The sequence below is a fragment of the Aliihoeflea sp. 40Bstr573 genome (genome assembly GCF_024105655.1).
Taxonomy (GTDB): domain Bacteria; phylum Pseudomonadota; class Alphaproteobacteria; order Rhizobiales; family Rhizobiaceae; genus Aliihoeflea.
On record NZ_JAAAMH010000005.1, the window covers coordinates 189,515 to 209,645 of the forward strand.

At 64.4% G+C, this 20,131-nt stretch carries 24 protein-coding genes and 1 riboswitch; of the genes, 15 read left to right on the forward strand and 9 right to left on the reverse strand.

Annotated elements, in window-relative coordinates; all coding sequences use genetic code 11:
- Positions 1–18 precede the first annotated feature (18 nt).
- Together phoU and phoB are read left to right on the forward strand one after the other, a co-directional pair.
- Positions 19–729 carry a phosphate signaling complex protein PhoU gene (phoU, locus tag GTK01_RS08985; RefSeq protein WP_252925535.1) on the forward strand — a complete coding sequence of 237 codons (711 nt, stop codon included), beginning with the start codon at positions 19–21 and terminating at the stop codon, positions 727–729.
- A 10-nt stretch (positions 730–739) separates the two neighbouring features.
- The gene (gene phoB / locus GTK01_RS08990) at positions 740–1,429 is read left to right on the forward strand and encodes a phosphate regulon transcriptional regulator PhoB (protein ID WP_256483780.1); all 690 of its coding nucleotides are present in this window, start codon (positions 740–742) and stop codon (positions 1,427–1,429) included.
- 3 nt (positions 1,430–1,432) lie between these two features.
- Here the strand turns inward: phoB and GTK01_RS08995 are convergent, their stop codons facing one another.
- Positions 1,433–2,668: an ROK family protein gene (locus GTK01_RS08995; RefSeq protein ID WP_252925536.1), complete on the reverse strand. Its 1,236-nt coding sequence runs from the start codon at positions 2,666–2,668 to the stop codon at positions 1,433–1,435.
- A 158-nt stretch (positions 2,669–2,826) separates the two neighbouring features.
- Between GTK01_RS08995 and xylF the strand changes: the two genes are divergently transcribed.
- From xylF to GTK01_RS09010, 3 genes are all read left to right on the forward strand, one after another.
- Positions 2,827–3,870 carry a D-xylose ABC transporter substrate-binding protein gene (gene xylF, locus GTK01_RS09000; protein WP_252925537.1) on the forward strand — a complete coding sequence of 348 codons (1,044 nt, stop codon included), beginning with the start codon at positions 2,827–2,829 and terminating at the stop codon, positions 3,868–3,870.
- Positions 3,871–3,984: 114 nt separating this feature from the next.
- Positions 3,985–5,298: a sugar ABC transporter permease gene (locus GTK01_RS09005; protein ID WP_252925538.1), complete on the forward strand. Its 1,314-nt coding sequence runs from the start codon at positions 3,985–3,987 to the stop codon at positions 5,296–5,298.
- Positions 5,299–5,309: 11 nt separating this feature from the next.
- Positions 5,310–6,095 carry an ATP-binding cassette domain-containing protein gene (locus GTK01_RS09010; RefSeq protein WP_252925539.1) on the forward strand — a complete coding sequence of 262 codons (786 nt, stop codon included), beginning with the start codon at positions 5,310–5,312 and terminating at the stop codon, positions 6,093–6,095.
- A 49-nt stretch (positions 6,096–6,144) separates the two neighbouring features.
- On the opposite strand, the gene GTK01_RS09015 is transcribed toward GTK01_RS09010, so the two are convergent.
- Together GTK01_RS09015 and GTK01_RS09020 are read right to left on the reverse strand one after the other, a co-directional pair.
- Positions 6,145–6,402, reverse strand: a complete 258-nt coding sequence (locus GTK01_RS09015) for a glycine zipper domain-containing protein (RefSeq protein ID WP_252925540.1) — start codon at positions 6,400–6,402, stop codon at positions 6,145–6,147.
- 72 nt (positions 6,403–6,474) lie between these two features.
- Positions 6,475–6,858 (reverse strand): hypothetical protein, encoded by a 384-nt coding sequence (locus GTK01_RS09020; protein ID WP_252925541.1) that lies wholly within the window; start codon positions 6,856–6,858, stop codon positions 6,475–6,477.
- Positions 6,859–6,909: 51 nt separating this feature from the next.
- Between GTK01_RS09020 and GTK01_RS09025 the strand changes: the two genes are divergently transcribed.
- The 4 genes from GTK01_RS09025 (at position 6,910) to GTK01_RS09040 (ending at position 10,409) form a co-directional block, all read left to right on the forward strand.
- The gene (locus tag GTK01_RS09025) at positions 6,910–7,833 is read left to right on the forward strand and encodes a site-specific tyrosine recombinase XerD (protein WP_252925542.1); all 924 of its coding nucleotides are present in this window, start codon (positions 6,910–6,912) and stop codon (positions 7,831–7,833) included.
- 79 nt (positions 7,834–7,912) lie between these two features.
- Positions 7,913–8,866: an acetyl-CoA carboxylase carboxyltransferase subunit alpha gene (locus tag GTK01_RS09030; RefSeq protein ID WP_252925543.1), complete on the forward strand. Its 954-nt coding sequence runs from the start codon at positions 7,913–7,915 to the stop codon at positions 8,864–8,866.
- 138 nt (positions 8,867–9,004) lie between these two features.
- Positions 9,005–10,168 (forward strand): murein L,D-transpeptidase family protein, encoded by a 1,164-nt coding sequence (locus GTK01_RS09035; RefSeq protein ID WP_252925544.1) that lies wholly within the window; start codon positions 9,005–9,007, stop codon positions 10,166–10,168.
- Between the two features lie 4 nt (positions 10,169–10,172).
- Complete coding sequence (locus tag GTK01_RS09040; RefSeq protein ID WP_252925545.1) at positions 10,173–10,409, forward strand: sulfurtransferase TusA family protein; 237 nt, start codon at positions 10,173–10,175, stop codon at positions 10,407–10,409.
- A gap of 49 nt (positions 10,410–10,458) precedes the next feature.
- Here the strand turns inward: GTK01_RS09040 and metA are convergent, their stop codons facing one another.
- Positions 10,459–11,391, reverse strand: a complete 933-nt coding sequence (metA, locus tag GTK01_RS09045; RefSeq protein ID WP_252925546.1) for a homoserine O-succinyltransferase — start codon at positions 11,389–11,391, stop codon at positions 10,459–10,461.
- A 52-nt stretch (positions 11,392–11,443) separates the two neighbouring features.
- Positions 11,444–11,521, reverse strand: a riboswitch (SAM riboswitch).
- Between the two features lie 83 nt (positions 11,522–11,604).
- Here metA and hisC point away from each other — a divergent pair.
- Together hisC and GTK01_RS09055 are read left to right on the forward strand one after the other, a co-directional pair.
- Positions 11,605–12,702, forward strand: a complete 1,098-nt coding sequence (hisC, locus tag GTK01_RS09050; RefSeq protein ID WP_252925547.1) for a histidinol-phosphate transaminase — start codon at positions 11,605–11,607, stop codon at positions 12,700–12,702.
- 1 nt (position 12,703) lies between these two features.
- Positions 12,704–13,627, forward strand: a complete 924-nt coding sequence (locus GTK01_RS09055; RefSeq protein WP_252925548.1) for a prephenate/arogenate dehydrogenase family protein — start codon at positions 12,704–12,706, stop codon at positions 13,625–13,627.
- Here GTK01_RS09055 and GTK01_RS09060 read toward each other — a convergent pair.
- Positions 13,624–14,619 (reverse strand): DUF2125 domain-containing protein, encoded by a 996-nt coding sequence (locus GTK01_RS09060; RefSeq protein ID WP_252925549.1) that lies wholly within the window; start codon positions 14,617–14,619, stop codon positions 13,624–13,626. The genes GTK01_RS09055 and GTK01_RS09060 overlap by 4 nt on opposite strands.
- Positions 14,620–14,683: 64 nt before the next feature.
- Between GTK01_RS09060 and GTK01_RS09065 the strand changes: the two genes are divergently transcribed.
- Positions 14,684–15,199, forward strand: a complete 516-nt coding sequence (locus GTK01_RS09065) for a gamma-glutamylcyclotransferase (RefSeq protein ID WP_252925550.1) — start codon at positions 14,684–14,686, stop codon at positions 15,197–15,199.
- Here the strand turns inward: GTK01_RS09065 and GTK01_RS09070 are convergent.
- The 4 genes from GTK01_RS09070 to ftsE form a co-directional block, all read right to left on the reverse strand.
- Entirely contained in the window at positions 15,192–15,995 is an 804-nt protein-coding gene (locus tag GTK01_RS09070; protein WP_252925551.1) for a 1-acyl-sn-glycerol-3-phosphate acyltransferase, read from the reverse strand. The genes GTK01_RS09065 and GTK01_RS09070 overlap by 8 nt on opposite strands.
- A 64-nt stretch (positions 15,996–16,059) precedes the next feature.
- Positions 16,060–16,764 (reverse strand): YdcF family protein, encoded by a 705-nt coding sequence (locus GTK01_RS09075; RefSeq protein WP_252925552.1) that lies wholly within the window; start codon positions 16,762–16,764, stop codon positions 16,060–16,062.
- A gap of 107 nt (positions 16,765–16,871) precedes the next feature.
- On the reverse strand, positions 16,872–17,834 hold the full coding sequence (locus GTK01_RS09080) for a cell division protein FtsX (RefSeq protein ID WP_371924304.1): 963 nt from the start codon (positions 17,832–17,834) through the stop codon (positions 16,872–16,874).
- Entirely contained in the window at positions 17,827–18,486 is a 660-nt protein-coding gene (ftsE, locus tag GTK01_RS09085) for a cell division ATP-binding protein FtsE (RefSeq protein WP_252925553.1), read from the reverse strand. The genes GTK01_RS09080 and ftsE overlap by 8 nt, the downstream gene beginning before the upstream one ends.
- Before the next feature lie 173 nt (positions 18,487–18,659).
- On the opposite strand from ftsE, the gene GTK01_RS09090 reads away from it, so the two are divergent.
- The 3 genes from GTK01_RS09090 to GTK01_RS09100 are packed head-to-tail and all read left to right on the forward strand — an operon-like array spanning position 18,660 to position 20,130.
- Positions 18,660–19,223 (forward strand): hypothetical protein, encoded by a 564-nt coding sequence (locus GTK01_RS09090; protein WP_252925554.1) that lies wholly within the window; start codon positions 18,660–18,662, stop codon positions 19,221–19,223.
- Positions 19,223–19,768: a hypoxanthine phosphoribosyltransferase gene (gene hpt, locus GTK01_RS09095; protein ID WP_252925555.1), complete on the forward strand. Its 546-nt coding sequence runs from the start codon at positions 19,223–19,225 to the stop codon at positions 19,766–19,768. The genes GTK01_RS09090 and hpt overlap by 1 nt, the downstream gene beginning before the upstream one ends.
- Positions 19,765–20,130, forward strand: coding sequence for a response regulator (locus tag GTK01_RS09100; RefSeq protein WP_252925556.1), 366 nt, complete (start codon positions 19,765–19,767; stop codon positions 20,128–20,130). Before hpt ends, GTK01_RS09100 begins: the two co-directional genes overlap by 4 nt.
- Position 20,131: the final 1 nt, after the last annotated feature.

Genomic DNA, 20,131 nt, shown 5'->3' on the forward strand with positions numbered 1-20,131 from the left:
GGAAGAGGGGCAGGGACAATGGCGGGACAACATATCGTAGCGTCCTTCGACGAGGAACTCGGCCGGATCGACCGGCTGATCCGCGACATGGGCGACCTCGCGCAGGCGATGCTCACGGCGGCGACGCAGTCACTGCTCGACAACGACGTGCCGCTCGCCCAGCGCGTCATTTCCGACGATGTCGTGATGGATGCGCGCCAGCGCGAGCTCGACGAGCGGGCCATCGCACTGATCGCCAAGCGCCAGCCGATGGCGCAGGATTTGCGTGCCGTCGTCGGCGCGATCCGGATGGCCAGCGACCTCGAACGCATCGGCGACCTCGCCAAGAACATCTCAAAGCGCGTCAGCGCGGTTGGCTCGGGCACCATGCAGCGCAAGCTGTCGCACTCGATCGACACGATGGCGCAAATGGTAGGCAAGCAGCTTGCGGGGGTCATCGACAACTATGTCGCTCGAAACCCGAACGAACTGGTGACGCTGAGGGCCGACGACGAGAACATCGACGTGCAGTACACCGCCGTCTTCCGCGAGCTCCTGACCTACATGATGGAAGACCCGCGCAACATCACCGCCTGCACCCATCTTCTGTTCTGCGCCAAGAACCTCGAGCGGATCGGCGACCACGCGACCAACATCGCCGAGAACGCCTACTACGTGATGGTGGGCCAGCAATTGCCGCTCCACCGGCCGAAGCTCGACGAGACGTCGATCTCCGGCGGACAGGCGTAGGGGCCGGCCCATGATCGCGCCGAAGATCATTGTGGTCGAGGACGAGGAGCCGCTGGGCGTCCTCATCAAGTACAATCTGGAAGCCGAGGGCTACAAGGTCGAGGTGATCGCGCGCGGCGACGAAGCGGAAATCCGCCTGCAGGAAACCGTGCCGGACCTGCTCGTGCTCGACTGGATGGTGCCTGCCGTGTCCGGCATCGAGCTTTGCCGCCGGCTGCGCATGCGTGCCGAGACCGAACGCCTGCCGATCATCATGTTGACCGCCCGCGGCGAGGAGAGCGATCGGGTGAGGGGGCTTTCGACGGGCGCGGACGACTATCTCGTCAAGCCGTTCTCGACGCCCGAATTCGTCGCCCGCGTGCGCGCCCTCCTGCGCAGGGCGAAGCCTGAAGTTCTCTCGAGCGTGCTCAAGGTTGGCGACATCGTGCTCGATCGGGAATCGCACCGGGTCTATCGGGGACCCACCGAGGTCCATCTCGGTCCCACCGAGTTCCGGCTGCTGGAATTCTTGATGCAGCATCCTGGGCGGGTCTTCTCACGCGGGCAGTTGCTCGACAATGTCTGGGGCGAGACGATCTATATCGACGAGCGCACGGTCGACGTTCACGTCGGGCGATTGCGCAAGGCGGTCAATCCAGGAAATGCGCCGGATGTGATCCGCACCATTCGCGGCGCAGGCTACTCGATCAACGAAAGCTGACGGTCACGACGTCGCCTGCATGGTGGCGATGTAGCCCGGCGCAAAGAGTTCGTTGTCGACGGCCTCCAGCGCGCGCCGCGCAGAGCCTTCGAGGATCAGCGGCATCTCGTCCGTCTCCAGGTCGAACGAGATTGCCGCATCGTGCTGTCCGCCGGCAGTCTGTGCGATGGCGTCGCGAATGGACGGCTCCATCATGTCGAAGGCGAGCGTCCCCGGACCGACGATCGCCACCGGCGCTGGGTCGATCAGCGCGAAGAGCGATCCGAGCCCGTATCCGATCGCCTCGCCCGCCCGCCGGAACGCGTCGCGGGCAGGGCCTTCCCCGGCGCGCGCATCGTTTGCCAGTTCGAGCATGGTTTGCGGATCGACGTCGGCATCAGCCGCCGTCTGGTCGCTGCGTCCGGCTGCCTCGCGCAAGATTGCATAATTGCCGGCATAGGCCTCGATGCAGCCACGGCGCCCGCAGCGACACAGCGCACCGCCCGGCCGATGGACCATGTGTCCGAACTCGCCGCCCGAGGAATAGGCGCCGGTGAAAAGCTCGCCGCGCAGCACCAGCCCCATGCCGATGCCGTTGGACAGGAGCAGGGTGACGAAATTGTCGCGATAGCGCTCCGGATCGCGTGCGCGCAGTGCGACCGCGATCATGTTGCAGTCGTTTTGCACCGTGACCGGGAAGGCGAAGTGCTTTTCAAGAATATCGGCGAAGGGAATGTCGCTTTCGGGCGTGATCGGCGTCCACAACATCGTGCGGGCGTCTGAATCCGTAATGCCCTGCACGGCCATCGTCATGCGCATGATGTCTTTTGGCACCCGTCCGGCATCCCCGAGTACAGCTGCGATCATGCGCATCACGCTGCCGACGAGATCGTCGCGTGTGGCGCCAAGTGTCGCGAGCCGCTCGCGCCGCTGCGCCACGATCTGGCCGGCGTAGTCGAAGACGGTCGCTGAGAGGGTGTTGAGAAGAAGCACTACGGTCAGGACGGTGGCGGCCTTGGGCTCGAGGCCGAGCGAGACCTGCGGCCGACCGCGCCGCACGATCTCGTTTTCCCCGGTCTTGACCGGGCGCAGCACGCCTTCTGCGATCAAGTCAGAAGAGATGGCCGAGATCGTCGAATGGCTGAGGCCGGTGCGGCTGACGAGATCGGTGCGCGAGGGCTGTCCTTCGCGCCGGATGGCAGCGATGACCATGGCGCGATTGCGCCTGCGCAAATCGTCGTGGCGCACGCCCAAAGTCATCGTACGATCCTCCCAAGGTGCCTTGAAGCACCTTTGAAAGGATATTGACACACGGAATTTCCCGAGTCATTATTTTTTTCGAGGCTCGAAAAAAAAGAGCTTCCCGCTGCCGAGAGGCAATCTGAGGAGGCGCCGCGCGCGGCGCAGGGAGGAACATCATGAAGAATTTCGCAACCGCCTTGCTGGCGGGTGTCGCGCTTTCGCTCACGTTGTCGGCCGCCGCGAAGGCCGAAGGCAAGATCATTGGCGTTTCCTGGTCGAATTTCCAGGAGGAGCGCTGGAAGACCGACGAGGCCGCGATGAAGGCCGCGATCGAGGCCGCCGGCAACAGCTACATTTCCGCGGACGCGACGTCGTCCGCCGCCAAGCAGCTCACCGACGTCGAGTCGCTGATCAGCCAGGGCGCGGACGCCCTGATCATTCTCGCGCAGGACTCCTCGGCCATCGGGCCTGCCGTGGAGAATGCTGTTGCCGAAGGCATTCCGGTCGTCGGCTATGACCGCCTGATCGAGAATCCCAACTCCTTCTACCTGACCTTCGACAACAAGGAAGTCGGCCGCTTGCAGGCGCAGGCCGTGATGGAGGTGCAGCCGGAAGGCAACTACGTCTTCATCAAGGGCTCTTCGGCTGATCCGAACGCGGACTTCCTGTTCTCCGGCCAGATGGAAGTGCTGCAGGAGGCGATTGACGCCGGCACGATCAAGAATGTCGGCGAGGCCTATACGGATGGCTGGCTGCCCGCCAATGCGCAGCGCAACATGGAACAGATCCTGACCCAGAACAACAACGAGGTCGACGCGGTCGTCGCCTCGAACGACGGCACGGCGGGTGGCGCGATCGCGGCGCTCGATGCGCAGGGTCTTGCGGGTTCGGTTCCGGTTTCCGGCCAGGACGCCGACCACGCCGCGCTCAATCGCATCGCGCTCGGCACGCAGACCGTCTCCGTCTGGAAGGATTCGCGCGAACTCGGCAAGACGGCGGCGGAGATTGCCAACGAACTCGCCGAAGGCACCGCGATGACCGAGATCGAGGGCGTTACCCAGTGGTCCGACGGCCCGAACGGCACCGAGATGAACGCCGTGTTCCTCGAGCCGCTGGCGATTACCAAAGACAATCTCGACGTCGTGATCGACGCCGGCTGGGTCACCAAGGACGTTGTTTGCCAGGGTGTCGCCGCCGGTTCCACGCCCGCCTGCGACTAAGGCGCGGCCACTCGAGCCATCGTGCGCCGCGGTTTGACGAAAGCCGCGGCGCATTCATAAGATGAACGGCGGTTCGCGGGCCCATGCCCTTTCGCGTCCGCGATGGAGGAGACGATGTCGGACACGACGTCCCCCGCTGCGGCGGACACCGCCCGCGCATCCCAGCAGAGCGCGCTCGCACGCTTCATGAAGGCCACCGAACTCGACACGCGCATGCTCGGCATGCTGGGTGCGCTGGTGGTTATCTGGGTCGCGTTCCACATCATGTCGGGCGGCCTGTTCCTGACCCCGCGCAATCTGTGGAACCTGTCGGTGCAGTCCTCCTCCGTCGCGGTCATGGCCACGGGCATGGTGCTCGTCATCGTCACCCGCAACATCGACCTGTCGGTGGGCTCCGTGCTCGGCGTCACCGGCATGATCATCGCCGTCACGCAGGTGCGGATCCTGCCTGACTATCTGGAGTTTGGTCACCCGGCGATCTGGGCGATCGCAATTCTCGTCGGCCTTGCCGCCGGCATCGCCATCGGCGCCCTGCAGGGCTTCATCATCGCCTATATGCAGGTGCCCGCCTTCATCGTCACGCTCGGCGGCCTCCTCGTCTGGCGCGGCGCGGCCTGGTGGGTCACGAGCGGTCAGACCGTCGCGCCGATGGATGCGCGGTTCCGGCTTCTGGGCGGAGGTCCCGAAGGCGCTATCGGCGCGCAATGGAGCTGGGTCGTCGGCATCGTCGCGTGTCTGGCCGTTCTGTTCTTCATCTGGAACGCGCGCAAGCAGCGCCGTCGCTTTCACTTCCCGCTGCGTCCGGTCTGGGCCGAAGGGTTCCTGTCCGGCGTTGCCTGCCTCGTCATCCTCGGCGCCGTGGCCGTCGCGAATGCTTATCCGTGGCCGGCCGGTACCGTTCGCCGCTATGCGGAGCTCAACAACATCACGGTGCCGGAAGGCGGGCTCTTCATACCGCACGGCATCGCGATACCGGTTCTGATCGCGATCGCGGTCGGCGTCGTCATGACGTTCGTGACGACCCGCACCCGGTTTGGCCGTTACGTCTTTGCGATCGGCGGCAACCCGGAAGCGGCAGCCCTGGCCGGCATCAACACGCGCTGGGTCACCATGAAGATCTTCATGCTGATGGGCGCTCTCGCCGCCATCGGCGCTGTCATCTCGACGGCGCGCCTCAACGCCGCAACGAACGCACAGGGCACGCTCGACGAACTGCTCGTCATCGCCGCAGCCGTCATCGGCGGTACGTCGCTTGCCGGCGGCGTGGGCACAATCGTGGGTGCGATGATCGGCGCGGTGCTGATGCAGTCGCTTGCCACCGGCATGATCCTGCTCGGAGTGGACTCGCCGCTGCAGAACATCGTCGTGGGCGTCGTCCTCGTCATCGCCGTCTGGCTCGACACCATCTACCGCCGCCGCGTGGGCTAGGGAGAACGATCATGGAAACCCGCACGCCACTCGTCGACATGCGCAGCATCTCGATTTCCTTCGGCGGCATCCACGCCGTCGACAACGCCAGCGTCGATCTTTATCCCGGAGAGGTTGTCGCGCTCTTGGGCCATAACGGGGCCGGTAAGTCGACGCTGATCAAGATCCTCTCGGGTGCATACAAGCGCGATGCCGGTGAGATCTACGTCAATGGCAAGGAAGCGCAGATTTCCAATCCGCGCGACGCCAAGAAATACGGCATCGAGACCATCTACCAGACGCTCGCGCTGGCCGACAATGTCGATGCCGCCGCCAATCTTTTCCTCGGGCGCGAGTTGCGAACGGCCTGGGGCACGCTCGACGATGTCGCGATGGAATCGGAGACGCGCAAGGTGATGGGCCGGCTCAATCCGCGATTCCAGCGCTTCAAGGAGCCGGTGAGCAAGCTGTCGGGTGGCCAGCGCCAGTCCGTCGCCATCGCGCGCGCGATCCATTTCAACGCGCGAATCCTGATCATGGACGAGCCGACCGCCGCGCTCGGCCCGCAGGAAACGCAGCAGGTTTCCGAACTCGTACTTCAACTCAAGCAGGACGGCATCGGCATCTTCCTGATCAGTCATGACATTCACGACGTGTTCGACCTCGCCGACCGCGTCGTGGTGATGAAGAACGGCCAGGTGGTCGGTACGGCACGTACCAGCGACGTCGATCAGGAAGAGGTTTTGGGGATGATCATTCTCGGCAAATGCCCGCCGGGCGCCGTTCCGGGACCGGGCGCCCTGAAGATCGCCGCATAAAAAAGGAGCGCCTTTCGGCGCTCCTTTCCGTTTCAGCTCGAAGCTGATCTCAGCAGCGTGCTTCGTAGCGCTCACCCGTGCGGCGGTCGCGATAGACGCACCAACCGTCGCGATCCTGCGAGCGGCCGACCAGGTAGCCGGCAGCGCCGCCGATGGCAGCACCGGCCAGAGCGCCGGACGCGCGGCCCGTAGCGATCGCGCCGACGCCTGCGCCGACTGCAGCGCCGCCGACGGCTGTCTGCTCAGCGGTCGTACAACCTGCAGCAATCATCATCGTTGCGGCGAGAGCCATGAGTGTCTTCTTCATTTACAGCCTCCATAGGGATTGGCATGCCCTTCGGCGGGTAAATGAAGCGCATGCGGTTGATTAATCAAGTCTTTATTCCTGACGGTTCGTAACGGTATCGCCAAATGCCATGGCGACGGCCATGTTCGGTTCCACCCAAGGCTCGAGCGACGCGACCAGTTTTCCATCCTCGATTTCCCAAACCAGCTCGGCATCAGCCTCCACGAGCAGGGGATCGACGGTGATGCACTGGGCAAACATCTTCGGATGGCTGCCTTCGGCGGCGGATCGCACCGAAGGAAGGTCCGACCGGCATTCTTCGACCGTTTCATAGGCGACGACAGGGGCAGGGACTTCTTCGCACTGCGCGAGATCGCCCGAACAACCGATCATCAGAAGAATGGCAGCGATGTGTTCCATGACCACGTCCCTCTCACGACCGACAAACGGCAAAGGAGGTCCGTTGGTTCCCGGCACTTCATCAATCGATAATGAATCTGGCCGATGGTGGCCGATCGGAGGCTGCACATGTCGAGCGCGCTGAGGATCGAATCCTTCCTGGAAATGATGAGCGCGGAGCGGGGCGCAAGCGACAATACGCTCGCCGCCTATCGGCGCGACCTGGACGATGCACAACAGGTCCTCGCTGCACGGGGCGGACTTGTGAAGGCCGGCGCCGGCGACATCGCGTACTATCTCGAAGATCTTTCGACGCGCGGCTTTGCCGCGTCCACGCAAGCGCGGCATCTGTCGGCGCTGCGCCAGTTCTACCGCTTCCTCTATGCAGAAGGCCTGCGTGGGGACGATCCAACGACGACGGTCGATGCGCCGCGAAAGGCGCGCAGCCTGCCGAAGACGATGGGGGAAACGGTCGTCGACCGTCTTCTGGCGCGCGCGGAAGCGGAGGCGGGCGAGCCAGGCCTTTCCGACAACGAACGCGCCCTGCGCGTCAGGATGCAGGCGATCGTCGAGCTTCTGTATGCGACCGGCCTGCGTGTCTCCGAACTCGTCCAGCTTCCCGTCACCGTCGCGGCGCGAAACGACCGCTTTTTCGCCGTCACGGGGAAGGGCGGCAAGGATAGGCTCGTGCCGCTGTCGCCAGTCGCCCGCGAGGCGATCAAGGCCTGGGCTGCGTTGCGCAATGCCGATCCGCAATGGGCGGACAGCCGTTTCCTCTTCCCTGCGCGGTCGAAGGAAGGCCATCTTGCGCGCCAGGTTCTGGCGCGGGAGCTGAAGGCGCTCGGAACGCGGGCAGGGATTCGCGCCGCTGACCTTTCACCTCACGTCCTGCGCCATGCCTTCGCCAGCCACCTCTTGCAGAACGGCGCCGACCTGCGCGCGGTCCAGCAACTCCTCGGCCATGCAGACATTTCAACAACGCAAATCTACACGCATGTGCTCGAAAAGACGCTGACCGACCTTGTCGCGAATCACCATCCGCTTGCCGATTAGGCTTGTGACCGCTATGTGAAACCCGCATCCCGCAAGCGCGGATCGTCACGCCATCCTTTCCCGGTAAGCCAGAGAGTCCATGTATAATTATCTCGACTTCGAAAAGCCTGTCGCAGATCTGGAAGGCAAGATTCTCGAACTGAGGAAACTGGCCGATAGCGGCGAAGCGGTGGATGTCGGCGAGGAAATCTCCCGGCTCGAGAAGCGCTCGCGCGAGGCGTTGCGCGATCTCTATCGCCAACTGACGCCTTGGCAGAAGGCGCAGGTCGCCCGCCATCCCGACCGTCCGCACTGCGTCGACTACGTCGCCGGGCTGTTTACTGATTTCACGCCGCTGGCCGGCGACCGCGCCTTCGGCGAGGACAATGCCATCATTGGCGGGTTTGCACGCTTTCGTGGCCAGCCGGTGGCTGTTCTTGGCCAGGAGAAGGGCTCGGACACCAAGACGCGGCTGAAGCACAATTTCGGCATGGCGCGCCCGGAGGGCTACCGCAAGGCGGTGCGCATCATGGAACTGGCCGACCGCTTCAAGGTGCCGATGATCACTCTGGTCGACACGGCCGGCGCCTATCCTGGAATCGGTGCGGAAGAGCGCGGACAGGCTGAGGCCATCGCGCGCTCAACCTCGAAGTGCCTTGCCATGACCGTTCCGACCGTTTCCGTCGTCATAGGCGAGGGTGGCTCTGGCGGTGCCATCGCGATTGCCACGGCCAACAAGGTCTACATGCTCGAGCACTCGATCTATTCGGTGATCTCGCCGGAAGGCGCGGCATCGATCCTGTGGCACGATTCGACGCGCGCCAAGGATGCGGCGACGAACATGAAGATCACCGCGCAGGACCTCCTCGATCTGAAGATCATCGACGGTATCATCGCAGAGCCGCTCGGCGGAGCGCATCGTGGCCGCGAGAACGTGATCGAGGCGGCCGGCGAGCAGATTGCACGCGGCTTTTCCGAGCTTGAGGGCGCGAACATGGACTATCGCGAGCATCGCCGCGAGAAGTTCCTCGCTATCGGCCGCTCCCTCGCCTAGGCGACGCTGCGGCAGGACAAGAAAAATTTTCGATTGTGGTAACGGTTTTTCAAGGTTAACCAGTCTAGCGTCGGGTTTTGCGAGGCTTGGTGCGCTATGCGTTGGGCTTCGCGGGGGATCACAGAGAGCCGTCGACGAATGAAGCTTCGCCTTGTCCATGCCGCCCTTCTTGCCGCTGCCACCATGCTGGCCGGCTGCAACGCTTCGCTTGAGGACATCGCGCCGAAGGCCGAGCGGCAACTGCCGGCCAAGGTCGTGCAGACGATGAAGGCGAAGGGGATGAGCGTCACCTCGCCGATCATGGTGCGCCTCTTCAAGGAGGAGGCCGTCCTTGAGGTCTGGAAGCAGAAGGACAATGGCCGCTTCGACCTCGTGAAGAGCTATGACATCTGCAAATGGTCGGGCAAGCTCGGTCCGAAATTCACCGAGGGCGACCGCCAGGCGCCGGAAGGGTTCTACGCGGTCGCGCCGCACCAGATGAACCCGCAGTCGAGCTATCACCTGTCGTTCAACATCGGCTTCCCGAACGCCTATGACCGCGCGCATGGCCGCTCGGGCCAGCACCTGATGGTCCATGGCGGCTGCTCATCCTCGGGCTGCTATTCGATGACGGACGAGCAGGTCGAGGAAATCTACGCTTTCGCGCGCGACGCCTTCAAGGGTGGCCAGCAGGCGTTCCAGTTGCAGGCCTATCCCTTCCGCATGACGCCCGCCAACATGGCGCGGTACAAGGGGGATTCGAACTACGAATTCTGGTCGATGTTGAAGGAAGGCTACGACCACTTCGAGATCACCAAAGTGCCACCGAAGGTGGATGTGTGCGAACGCCGCTACGTGTTCAACCAGTATACGGCTGACGGTCGCCCGTTCTCGCCGACCGGCGCGTGCCCTGCCGCGACGCAGCCCGAGGCGCTGCAGACGGCCTACAAGACCTACAAATCGACCTTCGACGCCGCCTTCACCTCGGCGCTCGACTCCAGCGCCTTCTCCAAGCCGGCGCCATCGATCACTGGCGTCAAGGAAGCGGCGCTGGTCGCCGACTGGTCGCGCAAGCGCGCGCGCGGCGAGCGCGTCAGCCAGGAGCCGCCGAATTTCGAACAATCTGGCGTGATGGTTTCGACGCGCCCGCCGAGCGAACGCCCCGCCGCCGCGGCCGTCGCCTACCAGTCGGCCCCGCAGCCCGTTCCCGCGCTGATGCCGGCACCCGTCGCCGAGCCGGCTCCGGTTGCCGTCGCGCCCGCGCCGCAGCCTGCCGAGCCGCCCTCGCGCCTCGGCCGCCTGATGACGCTGTTCGGCAACTAGAGATTTGAGCGAGATCTACGATCTGAGGGGGCTCAACTGCCCCCTTCCCGTGTTGAAGACCCGCAAGCGCCTGCAGTCGATGCGGGCCGGCGAGCGCCTGACGATCGAGACGACCGATCTGCTCGCCGCTCTCGACATCCCCGCCTTCTGCCAGGAAGATGGCCACCGGCTGGTGGAAAGCACCGCTGCGAACGGTGGCCACCGCTTCGTAATCGAGAAGGGCCAGCCTCCGGCGGCCTGATCAGCGCGCCCTCCACCGCCTTCGGCGCGAGACGCGGGACATCCGAACGCTACCGCGCGGGCTGGTCCTCGCCGATGTCATCGAGCCGGTATGCCGTGGTCTGGTAGACCTGGTTGATCCAGTTTCCGAACAGCAGATGGGCGTGCGAGCGCCAGCGGTTCAACGGCGCGCGTGTGGGGTCGTCGTCGGGATAATAGGCGTGCGGCAGGCCGGTCTTGACGCCTGCGGCGACGTCGCGGTCGTATTCCTCCTTCAGCGAAGTGGAATCATATTCGATGTGGTTGAACATATAGAGCCGGTTGCCGGCCTTTTCTGCGAGCATGCAGGGCCCGGTGACATCCGATTCCATTAGAAGTTCGAGGCCGGATTCCGGCCGGATATCGGCCGAACGCACCTCCGTCCAGCGCGAAACCGGCACGGCGAAATCGTCCGAAACACCCGTGAGATAGGGCGATGCGGGCGCATTGTTGCGGTGGCGGAACACGCCGAATGCCTTCTCTTCGAGCGGGTATTTCGGAAGCTGGTGGAAATGCCAGGCCGCAGCCATCGCCCCCCAGCAGATGAAGAACGAGGAATGGACGTTGGTCGCCGTCCAATCGAGGATTTGCGTCAATTCCGACCAGTAGCCGACCTCCTCGAAGGGCAGCAGCTCGATCGGCGCGCCCGTGATGATGAAGCCGTCGAACTTGCGCTCGCGAACTTCCTCCCACGTCTGGTAGAAGGAGATCAGATGATCCTCGGACGTGTTCTTCGCCCTGTGATTGCTGATGCGCACCAGTGTCAGCTCGATTTGCAGCGGCGTCGCGCCGATCAGCCGCGCGAACTGCGTCTCGGTGCGGATCTTGTTCGGCATGAGGTTGAGCAGACCGATCTGCAGCGGGCGGATGTCCTGCCTGAGTGCCGTCCGTTCGTCCATGATGGACACGCCCTCGCGCACGAGAACGTCGCGGGCGGGCAACTGATCGGGGATCTTGATTGGCATGGCATACTCCAGAACGCAAAAGACCGGCGGCGGATTCGCGGCCGGTCCAAACGGACTGTTGCAGGCGGCCCCTTAGCGACTTTTTTAACGTGGCTGCAAGCCGACCGGCTAAATCACCACGGGTTCACGCGCGCATTTAGGCACACACGCCCTTTGCGTCAATCGCAAAGCTTGGTAGATGAGGCCGCATTCCCCAAAGTGGACCAGTCGACGATGAATGAGAAGCTCCGCCCGCAACCGCGCCCCGGCGTGATGGAAATTGCAGCCTACGTGCCGGGAAAGCACGGCGATTCGTCGAAGGGCAAGGTTCACAAGCTCTCCTCCAACGAAACCCCGCTCGGCGCCTCGCCAGCGGCCATCGACGCGGCCGCGCAGGTGCTTGCCCATGCCGAGCTTTATCCGGACGGCCAGTCGAGCGAGTTGCGCGCGGCCATCGCCGAAGTTCACGGCCTCAATGCCGAGAACATCCTGTGCTCGAACGGCTCCGACGAGCTGCTGGGCCTACTCGCACAAACCTATCTGACCGCGGGCGACGAAGGCATATTCACCGAGCACGGCTTCCTCGTATACCGCATCCAGATCCTGGCGGCCGGCGGCGTGCCGGTCGTCGTCAAGGAGACCGGCGAGCGCGCCGATGTCGACGCGATCCTCGAGGCCGTGAGCGAACGCACGAAGATCGTCTTCCTTGCCAATCCGAACAACCCGACCGGTACTTACATTCCGTTCGAAGAAGTGCGGCGCCTCCACGCCGGCCTGCCGTCCCATGTCGTGCTCGTTCTCGACGCGGCCTACGCCGAATATGTCCGGCGCAACGACTACGAGTCCGGCATCGAGCTTGTCTCGTCGGCGCAGAACGTCGTCATGACCCGCACCTTCTCCAAGATCCATGGCCTTGCCGGTTTGCGCATCGGCTGGATGTACGCGCCGGCGGGCATCATCGATGCATTGAACCGCGTGCGCGGCCCGTTCAACGTCAACGCCATGGCGATCGCCGCAGGGGCTGCCGCGATCCGCGACCGCGGCCATGTCGAGGAAGCTGTCGCTTTCAACGAGGCGTGGCTGCCCTGGGTCGCGGATGAACTGACGAAAATCGGACTTCGCGTCACGCCGAGCGTCGGCAATTTCGTCCTGATCCATTTCCCGGACGACAAGCGTTCGGCGGAAGCCGCCGACGCCTACCTCACCGAGCGCGGCTTCATCCTGCGCCGCGTGACGGGCTATGGTTTTCCCAACGCGCTGCGCATGACGATCGGCTCCGAGGAGGCCAATCGCGGCGTCGTCGATGCGCTGACTTCATTCATGAAGGCATGACGTGAAACCCCATTTCGACCGTATCGCCTTCATCGGCATCGGCCTCATCGGGTCCTCGCTCGCCCGTGTCGTGCGGCGCGAGGGGCTTGCCGGCCATCTCGTCGTCTCCACCCGCAGCGCCGACACGCTCGCCCGCGCCGAGGAACTCGGCCTTGGGGACAGCTACGTCGCCGATGCCGGCGAAGCCGTGCGCGAGGCCGACCTTGTCATCGTGTCCGTGCCGGTCGGCGCTTCCGAGGCCGTCGCGATCGCGATCAAGGATCACCTGAAACCCGGCGCGATCGTCACCGATGTCGGTTCGACCAAGGCCTCGGTGATTGCGCAGATGGCGCCGTATCTGCCGGAAGGCGTGCACTTCATTCCCGGCCACCCGCTGGCCGGCACCGAGAGGTCGGGGCCCGATGCCGGCTTTGCGGAGCTCTTCACCAATCGCTGGTGCATCCTGACGCCCGTCGAGGGCACCGATCCGGACGCGCTGGAGCGGCTTTCAGATTTCTGGCGCGCCTGCGGCTCCAACATCGATACGATGGACCCGCAACACCACGACATGGTACTCGCCATCGTCTCGCACCTGCCGCACATCATCGCCTACAACATCGTCGGCACGGCGGACGATCTGGCCACCGTGACCGAGAGCGAGGTCATCAAGTATTCGGCCTCGGGCTTTCGCGATTTCACGCGTCTGGCTGCATCCGATCCGACCATGTGGCGCGACGTTTGCCTGCATAACAAGGACGCAATCCTTGAGATGCTGGCGCGCTTTTCCGAGGACCTGGCGTCGCTGCAGCGCGCGATCCGTTGGGGCGACGGCGACAAGCTCTTCGATCTCTTCACGCGCACACGCCACATCCGCCGCTCGATCATCGAGGCCGGCCAGGAAGTCGACGTGCCCGATTTCGGCCGTCAGGCGGCGAAGAAAGACTAGAGCGGCGGCAGCGTCCCGAGCTTCAGGAAGCCGATCGAGACATCGCCCTTGGATATGCGCATGGGCAGCGTCGGGTTGTCGCCCAGCATCGAAACGCCCGCGAAGGCGAGCCGGATCTGGTCACGGGCGGCCGGGAACAACTCGGCCATGATCTGCGCAAAGACCTGCGGATTTTCCACGGAAAGGGACAGTTCCGCATCGATCAGGCCCGCTTCGTCGATCGAGAATGGTCCTTCGACGCGCGCGGCGGTCTCGTCGCCTGCGGTGCGGATCACCATCGAATTGACGACCATGGCCAGACCGCGCAATCCCTGGCCGGAGAAGGCCGGCGCCGGATCGACGGGGAAATGCAGGTCGGCCTCGCCGCTGAGCAGCGGCAACGTGCCGTCGCCCAGAAGATCCGGGTCGAGCGACAGGCGCTCGAACCGCCAGGCGACGTCCGAGCCTGGGCCGGACGGACGCATGTGGAATTCGGCGCTTTGCGCCGATGCGGCCGGGCGCTCGCCGGCCGGGGCGGAATCGGGACCGACCGCGATGCCGGTTGCCTCGACGGAGAGGATGTCCGGCCGCGGCGAGGCGAGACGTGAACTGGCCCGCAATGCGTCCCAGGTCACCTCGAGCGCATTGATGCCCGGGAATTCGACGATCGCCGGACCCTCGAGTTCGCCGACAACGCGCTGCGGCTGGTAGACCTGTGCGGCCGAACGGAACGCGCCTGCGCGCACCGCGACGCCCGAGGGTGCGTCGACATACATGATCGAGCGGCAAAAGAGCCCGATGCGGAAGGGATAGCCACGCGCTTCGGCGTTCTCGCAATTCGCCCTGCGCCCGCTCGCGTTGAGCGCTGCAACGCGCGCATTCGCCTCCCCCACCAGCCGGTGGGCGGCATAGTTCCAGCCAAAGGTGTAGCCTACGATGGCAACGCCGATCGCAAGTGCGAGGAGAAGGATGCGGCGGGTGTAGCCCGATCCGCCGGATTTTCTTGACGCCATGCCCCGTGCCTCGCTACCCCGGTTCGGCCGAACTGACCGGCAAGCGAACTAAACTGACGGCGATATGGGCGATTTTTGGGTCTTTGGCTATGGCTCCCTGATGTGGCGGCCGGGCTTTGCGCATACGGAAACGCATCGCGCGCGACTTCACGGCTACCGCCGGGCGCTGTGCGTGCGTTCATTCGTGCATCGCGGCACGGAGGCGCGGCCGGGGCTCGTCCTCGGGCTCGACCGGGGCGGCTCTTGCATCGGAATGGCGTTTCGCGTGCCGGACGCGCTGCGCGACGAGGTGGTCGACTATCTGCGCGAGCGTGAACTCGTCACCAACGTCTATCTGGAACGGCGCCTGCCGGTCAGGCTCGAAGGCGGCCCGGTCGTGGAAGCGGTGACCTATGTCGTCGACCGCGCCCATCAGCAATATGCCGGCCGGATGGACGCGGAGGATGCGGCGCGCGCAGTCAACGGCGCGGTCGGCCAGTCGGGACCGAACGAGGAATACGTCCTCAACACCGTCGCCCATCTCGAAGCGCTCGGCATTCGCGACCACTGGCTCGAAAGCGTGGCAGCGAAGATCAGCTAGCCTTGCGCGGCGCAGGCTCGACGCCGAGCGCCTTCAGCCGATCGAGCGCGGTCGGCGGCAAGGGCGGGCCCGCCGGATTCCGCGCGACCTCGACCAGCAACTCGTCGCACGCCTGTTCCGTTTCGCGGACCAGGCGCTCGAGAAAAACCTGCTTGTCCAGCCCCGGCTCGATCGGAGGCAGGAACTTCGCGTGGATCGTACCGGGATAGCGCAGGAACTTGCGACGCGGCCAGTAGAGCCCGGCGACATGCGCGACGGGAACGACGGGAACATTGAGCGAGGCATAGAGCTCAGCGATGCCGTATTTGTAGGCCGGTTCCGCTCCGGGCGGACGGCGCGTGCCTTCGGGATAGATGATCAACTGGCGGCCCTCCGCCATGCGCTCGCGCGCCACCCTCACAGCCTGCTTCAGCGCCTTGGAGCGGCTGCCGCGGTGGATCGGGATCATCTTCATCTTGGCGATATACCAGCCGAACAGGGGAATCCACATCAGCTCGCGCTTCAGGATGTAGACCGGGTCCGGCATGTAGGGGAAAAACGCGATCGTGTCCCAGAAGGACTGGTGCTTGGGCGCCAGGATGTAGCCGCCTTCAGGCAGGTTCTCGAGGCCTTCGATCTTCCGGTCGGTGCCTGCGATAACCTTCATCAGCCACATGCTCGAGTGCGACCAGTTTCGCGGCACGAACCAGGCGAGACGGCGCGGCAGGATGAAATAGATCGGCGTAAAGACGATCATCTGGACGATCAGGCTCGCATAGAAGGCCACGTTGAAGGCCAGCGAACGAATTTGCAGCATGAGGCGGGCTCGCATCGAAATGGTCGGTCGCTGGTTACACCATGGGGCTCGAAAGGCAAACGCTCTATCGCTCGACCGGGCCGCTGCCTGCGCCTGCCTCGACGATCACCGCCGGAACGTCGCCCGAGCGCGACGGCATCACCGTGGTGCGGGCGAGGGCAGCGAGGTATTTCGTGTATTCGGTGAAGAGTACGCGCAGCGCATTGCGGCTTGCCAGCCATTGGCCGCCGTCCAGCCGGTTCGTGACGACGGGGTAGGGCGTCAGGCGGGCGTTCTGAAGCGCGTGGCTCATTTCCAGAAGGCTGCGCGGCATGTGGTAGTTGTTGGTCACCACGATTGCGCTGCGGAAGGCGTTCTGCTCCAGCCATTTGGCGCTTTCGGCGGCGTTGCCGATCGTGTCGAGCGCATCGCGGTCGATGTCGACACAGCAGGCGAAGAGGTCTTCGTTGGCGCCGGTGGCGCGCTGGATGTCGAGCGGTCGGGCGACCGGATTGACGCCGGAAATCAGAAGCCGCTGGCCGCGTCCTTCCTGCAGGAGCTGGACGGCCGCGTCGAGCCGCGCAACGCCGCCGGTCAGGACGATGATCGCATCGGCGCTGCCGGGGTCAATTGGCGTCTGCAGGCGGCCGACATGGGTGGCAAAGACCAGGAAGCCGCCGGCGAAGACGAAGCCGAGGCACAGGACCACGATGATTCCGGCGCGAACGATCGCCGGCAGGCCCCGCCTTCCGACTTCGCGCTCAAATCCTCGCGCGCTCGTTCTTCGCATGTTCTTCAGCACCAGATAATGTCGCCCATCGTTACGCGCCGAAGGGACCCAAGGGTAGTGCCTTTAAACGCAAGATCACACAAAGGTTTCCAACCGCATGCCGCCGCTTAGTCGTGCTGGCGCCCGTCGAGTTCGGATAGATAGGCGGCAACGGTGAAATGGGTCGTTGCGCCGGTCAGGATCGTTACGGTCGCGGCGACGAGCGCGACGCCCAGATAGCCGGTCAGCCCGATGGCGAAATTGCCGAAAAGCGCGGCGGCCTGATCGCCCTGCGGCGTCGCCAGATTGGCGGAGGACCAGATGGAGAAGCCGACAAAGACGATGATGGCGGCGGCCCCGCCGATCGCTGCCCCTTTCAGCCCCGTCACGAGGAAATGGCGACGGAACTCCCGTGCGATGAAGCGGGCTTCGGCCCCGACGAAATGCAGCACCTCGATGATGTGGCCGTTGCCGTCCATCGCGCCGCGCGTGGCGAAAACGACGGTCAGAACCGTCGCCGCCAGCATCAGGCCCAGGATCGCGATGCCGATTGCGACGGTCGTGCGGGCCATGGCAACCAGGCGGTCGGCCCAGGTGCGATGGTCGTCGAGGGCTGCGCCGGGGACTTGCTCTGCCAGAAGCGTTCGCATGGTGGCGAAATCGGGCGGCGACGTCGGATCGATGGTCACGATCACGAGGCGCGGAACGGGCAGTTCGTCGAGATCGAGACCGGAGCCGAGCCACGGCTCGAGAAGGCGGGCCGTCGCATCCTCATCGAGGATCGAGGCGCTGCGCACGCCGGCAAAGCCGGCAGCGAGCCCCTGCGCCGCGACAAGCGCGGAATCCATGTCGACGCCGTCGGCCGGTTTGATCTGGATGGTCGCCTCGCGGGAGATCTCCGTCTGCCAGGCGGCAGACGAATCGCGCACCAGCGTAACGGCGCCGAGCGTCAGGCAGGAGAGGAACGTCATGATCGCGATGACGACCACGAGCGCTGTGCCGGCGACGTTCTGCGCCGGGACGATCGGCGTCGGCGCGCGCCGGAGGGAGCGCGCGGCCATGACGGGGGCGCGTTCGGCGATCTCAGTCATAGATGTCGAGCCTGCCGCCAGTCAGCACCATGCGGCGCGCGTCGACCTGGTCCATCAGGGTCAGGTCGTGGGTTGCGATGACGACGGCCGTGCCGAGCCGGTTCAATTCCATGAAAAGCCGTAGCAAGCGGCGGGCGAGCGGCGGGTCGACATTGCCGGTAGGCTCGTCGGCCAAAAGCACGTCGGGCTGCTCGATCAGGGCGCGGGCGATGGCTGCGCGCTGCTTTTCTCCACCGGAAAGAACCGGCGGCAGCACATGCATGCGCTCGCCGAGCCCGACCCATTTCAAGAGTTCTATGACGTCCTGGCGGTAGCTGGTCTCGTCGCGCCCACGCACGCGCAGCGGCAGCGCAACGTTCTCGTAGGTGGTCAGATGGTCGAGCAGGCGAAAATCCTGGAACACCACGCCGATGCGCCGACGCATCAGCGGCAGTTCGCGCGGCGAGATGCGCGCGCGGTCCTTGCCAAACACCGAGATCAGCCCGCGCGTCGGTTTTAGCGACATGAAAAGCAGGCGCAGGAGCGTTGTCTTGCCGGCACCCGAAGGGCCAGTGAGGAACTGGAACGAGCGTGGCGGCACTTGAAACGAGACATCACGCAGAACTTCCGTGCCCATCCCGTAGCGCAAGCCGACATTTTCGAATTGAATCACCGCACCGACCTTCACCGGAATCACGAACCACACACAGCCAGGCCCCAGACGACCTTGGTCCGCTATGGTTAACGAGCCGTTAAGAAATGATCCGGCAGACAGGCCCCGAGCGAAGCCTTAACCATTTGGCCGTAGACGATTGGCGATCAGTGTCGTAGGAGATGAGCGCGCGCATGCAGGGCGTTCCCGATCAGCCAAGGCTCGTCGCGGGTGAAATCCTGCCCGCGCAGACCGTCGCGCGCGCCAGTCCGCCAGCGACCGAGCCATCTGCCGCGGCCTTGCCGTCGCCTGGTTTTTCCGGCTTCGGCGCGGACGACCGGCGCCAGGCCAAGGCCGGGCCGCTTCTTTTCTGGTCGACCGTCGTCCTGGCAGTTTTCCTCGTTTTCTGGATCGCGGGCGGGCATCGGCTGGTGCTGGACCCGCTCGCAGAGACGATCAGAAACTCGCCTGCCCAGGCGTTGCAGATCGAGGACGTGGCAAGCCGCATCGAACGGCACGAAGGGCGCGCGTTTCTTGTCGTCGACGGCGCGGCGCGCAACAATGGCGGCGAGCCACTGTTGCTGCCCTCGATCGTCATTTCCGTCGCAGAGACCGACGGACCGACGCTGCGCTATTATCTCGAGACGAATCAGGTCGTTCTGGGGCCGGGGCAGGCTCACGACTTTTCCAGCCGCCTCGACGCGCCCAGCAAGGGCGTTGCGTCCGTGTCGATCACTTTTCAGGAAGGAAGCCGCTAATGCCTGTCGTCCGCGGCAAGGATATCGAAGTTCTTTACTCCGCCTCCGCCATCGCGCGGCGCAATCTGGAACTGGCCAAGGAAATCGCCGAGCGTCACTATGACGATCTGCTCGTGATCTCCATTCTCAAGGGCTCGTTCATCTTCGCAGCCGATCTCATCCGCGCGATGCACGACACCGGCCTTTCGCCGGAGGTCGAGTTCATCTTCATCTCGAGCTACGGCGCCGGCACGACGAGCGGCGAAGTGCGCGTGCTGCGCGACATCGACAACGAGGTCGCCGGGCGCGACGTGCTCCTGATCGACGACATCCTCGAATCCGGCAAGACGCTGAAATTCACGCGAGAGTTGATGCTGTCGCGCGGCGCCAAGAGCGTTTCCATCGCCGTTCTTCTGGACAAGACGATGCGCCGGCAGACCGATCTCGACGCCGACTTCACCGGCTTCGAGTGCCCGGACTATTTCGTCGTCGGCTACGGCATGGATGTCGCGCACGCATTCCGCGAACTGCCCTTCGTGGGCGTGGTCAAGGGAGATGTCGAATGAAGCGCATTCTCATCGTCGAGGACGATGCCTCGGTGCGCGCCTTCACGGCGCGTGCGCTTTCCGTCGATGGCCATCAAGTCGAGATGGCCGAGGACGGCATGGAGGGGCTGGAGATCATCACACGTGATGGCGGCAGCTTCGACCTCGTCCTTTCCGACATCCGCATGCCGGCCATGGACGGCATCGAAATGGCGAAGGAGGCGAAGGCCTCGTTCCCATCGCTGCGCATCCTGTTGATGACCGGCTTTGCCGACCAGCGCGAGCGCGCGAGCGATCTGGAACGGGTGGTGATCGACGTCGTCGACAAGCCGTTCACGCTCGCCGACATCCGTTCCGCGGTGTTGCGGGCGCTGACGCACTGAT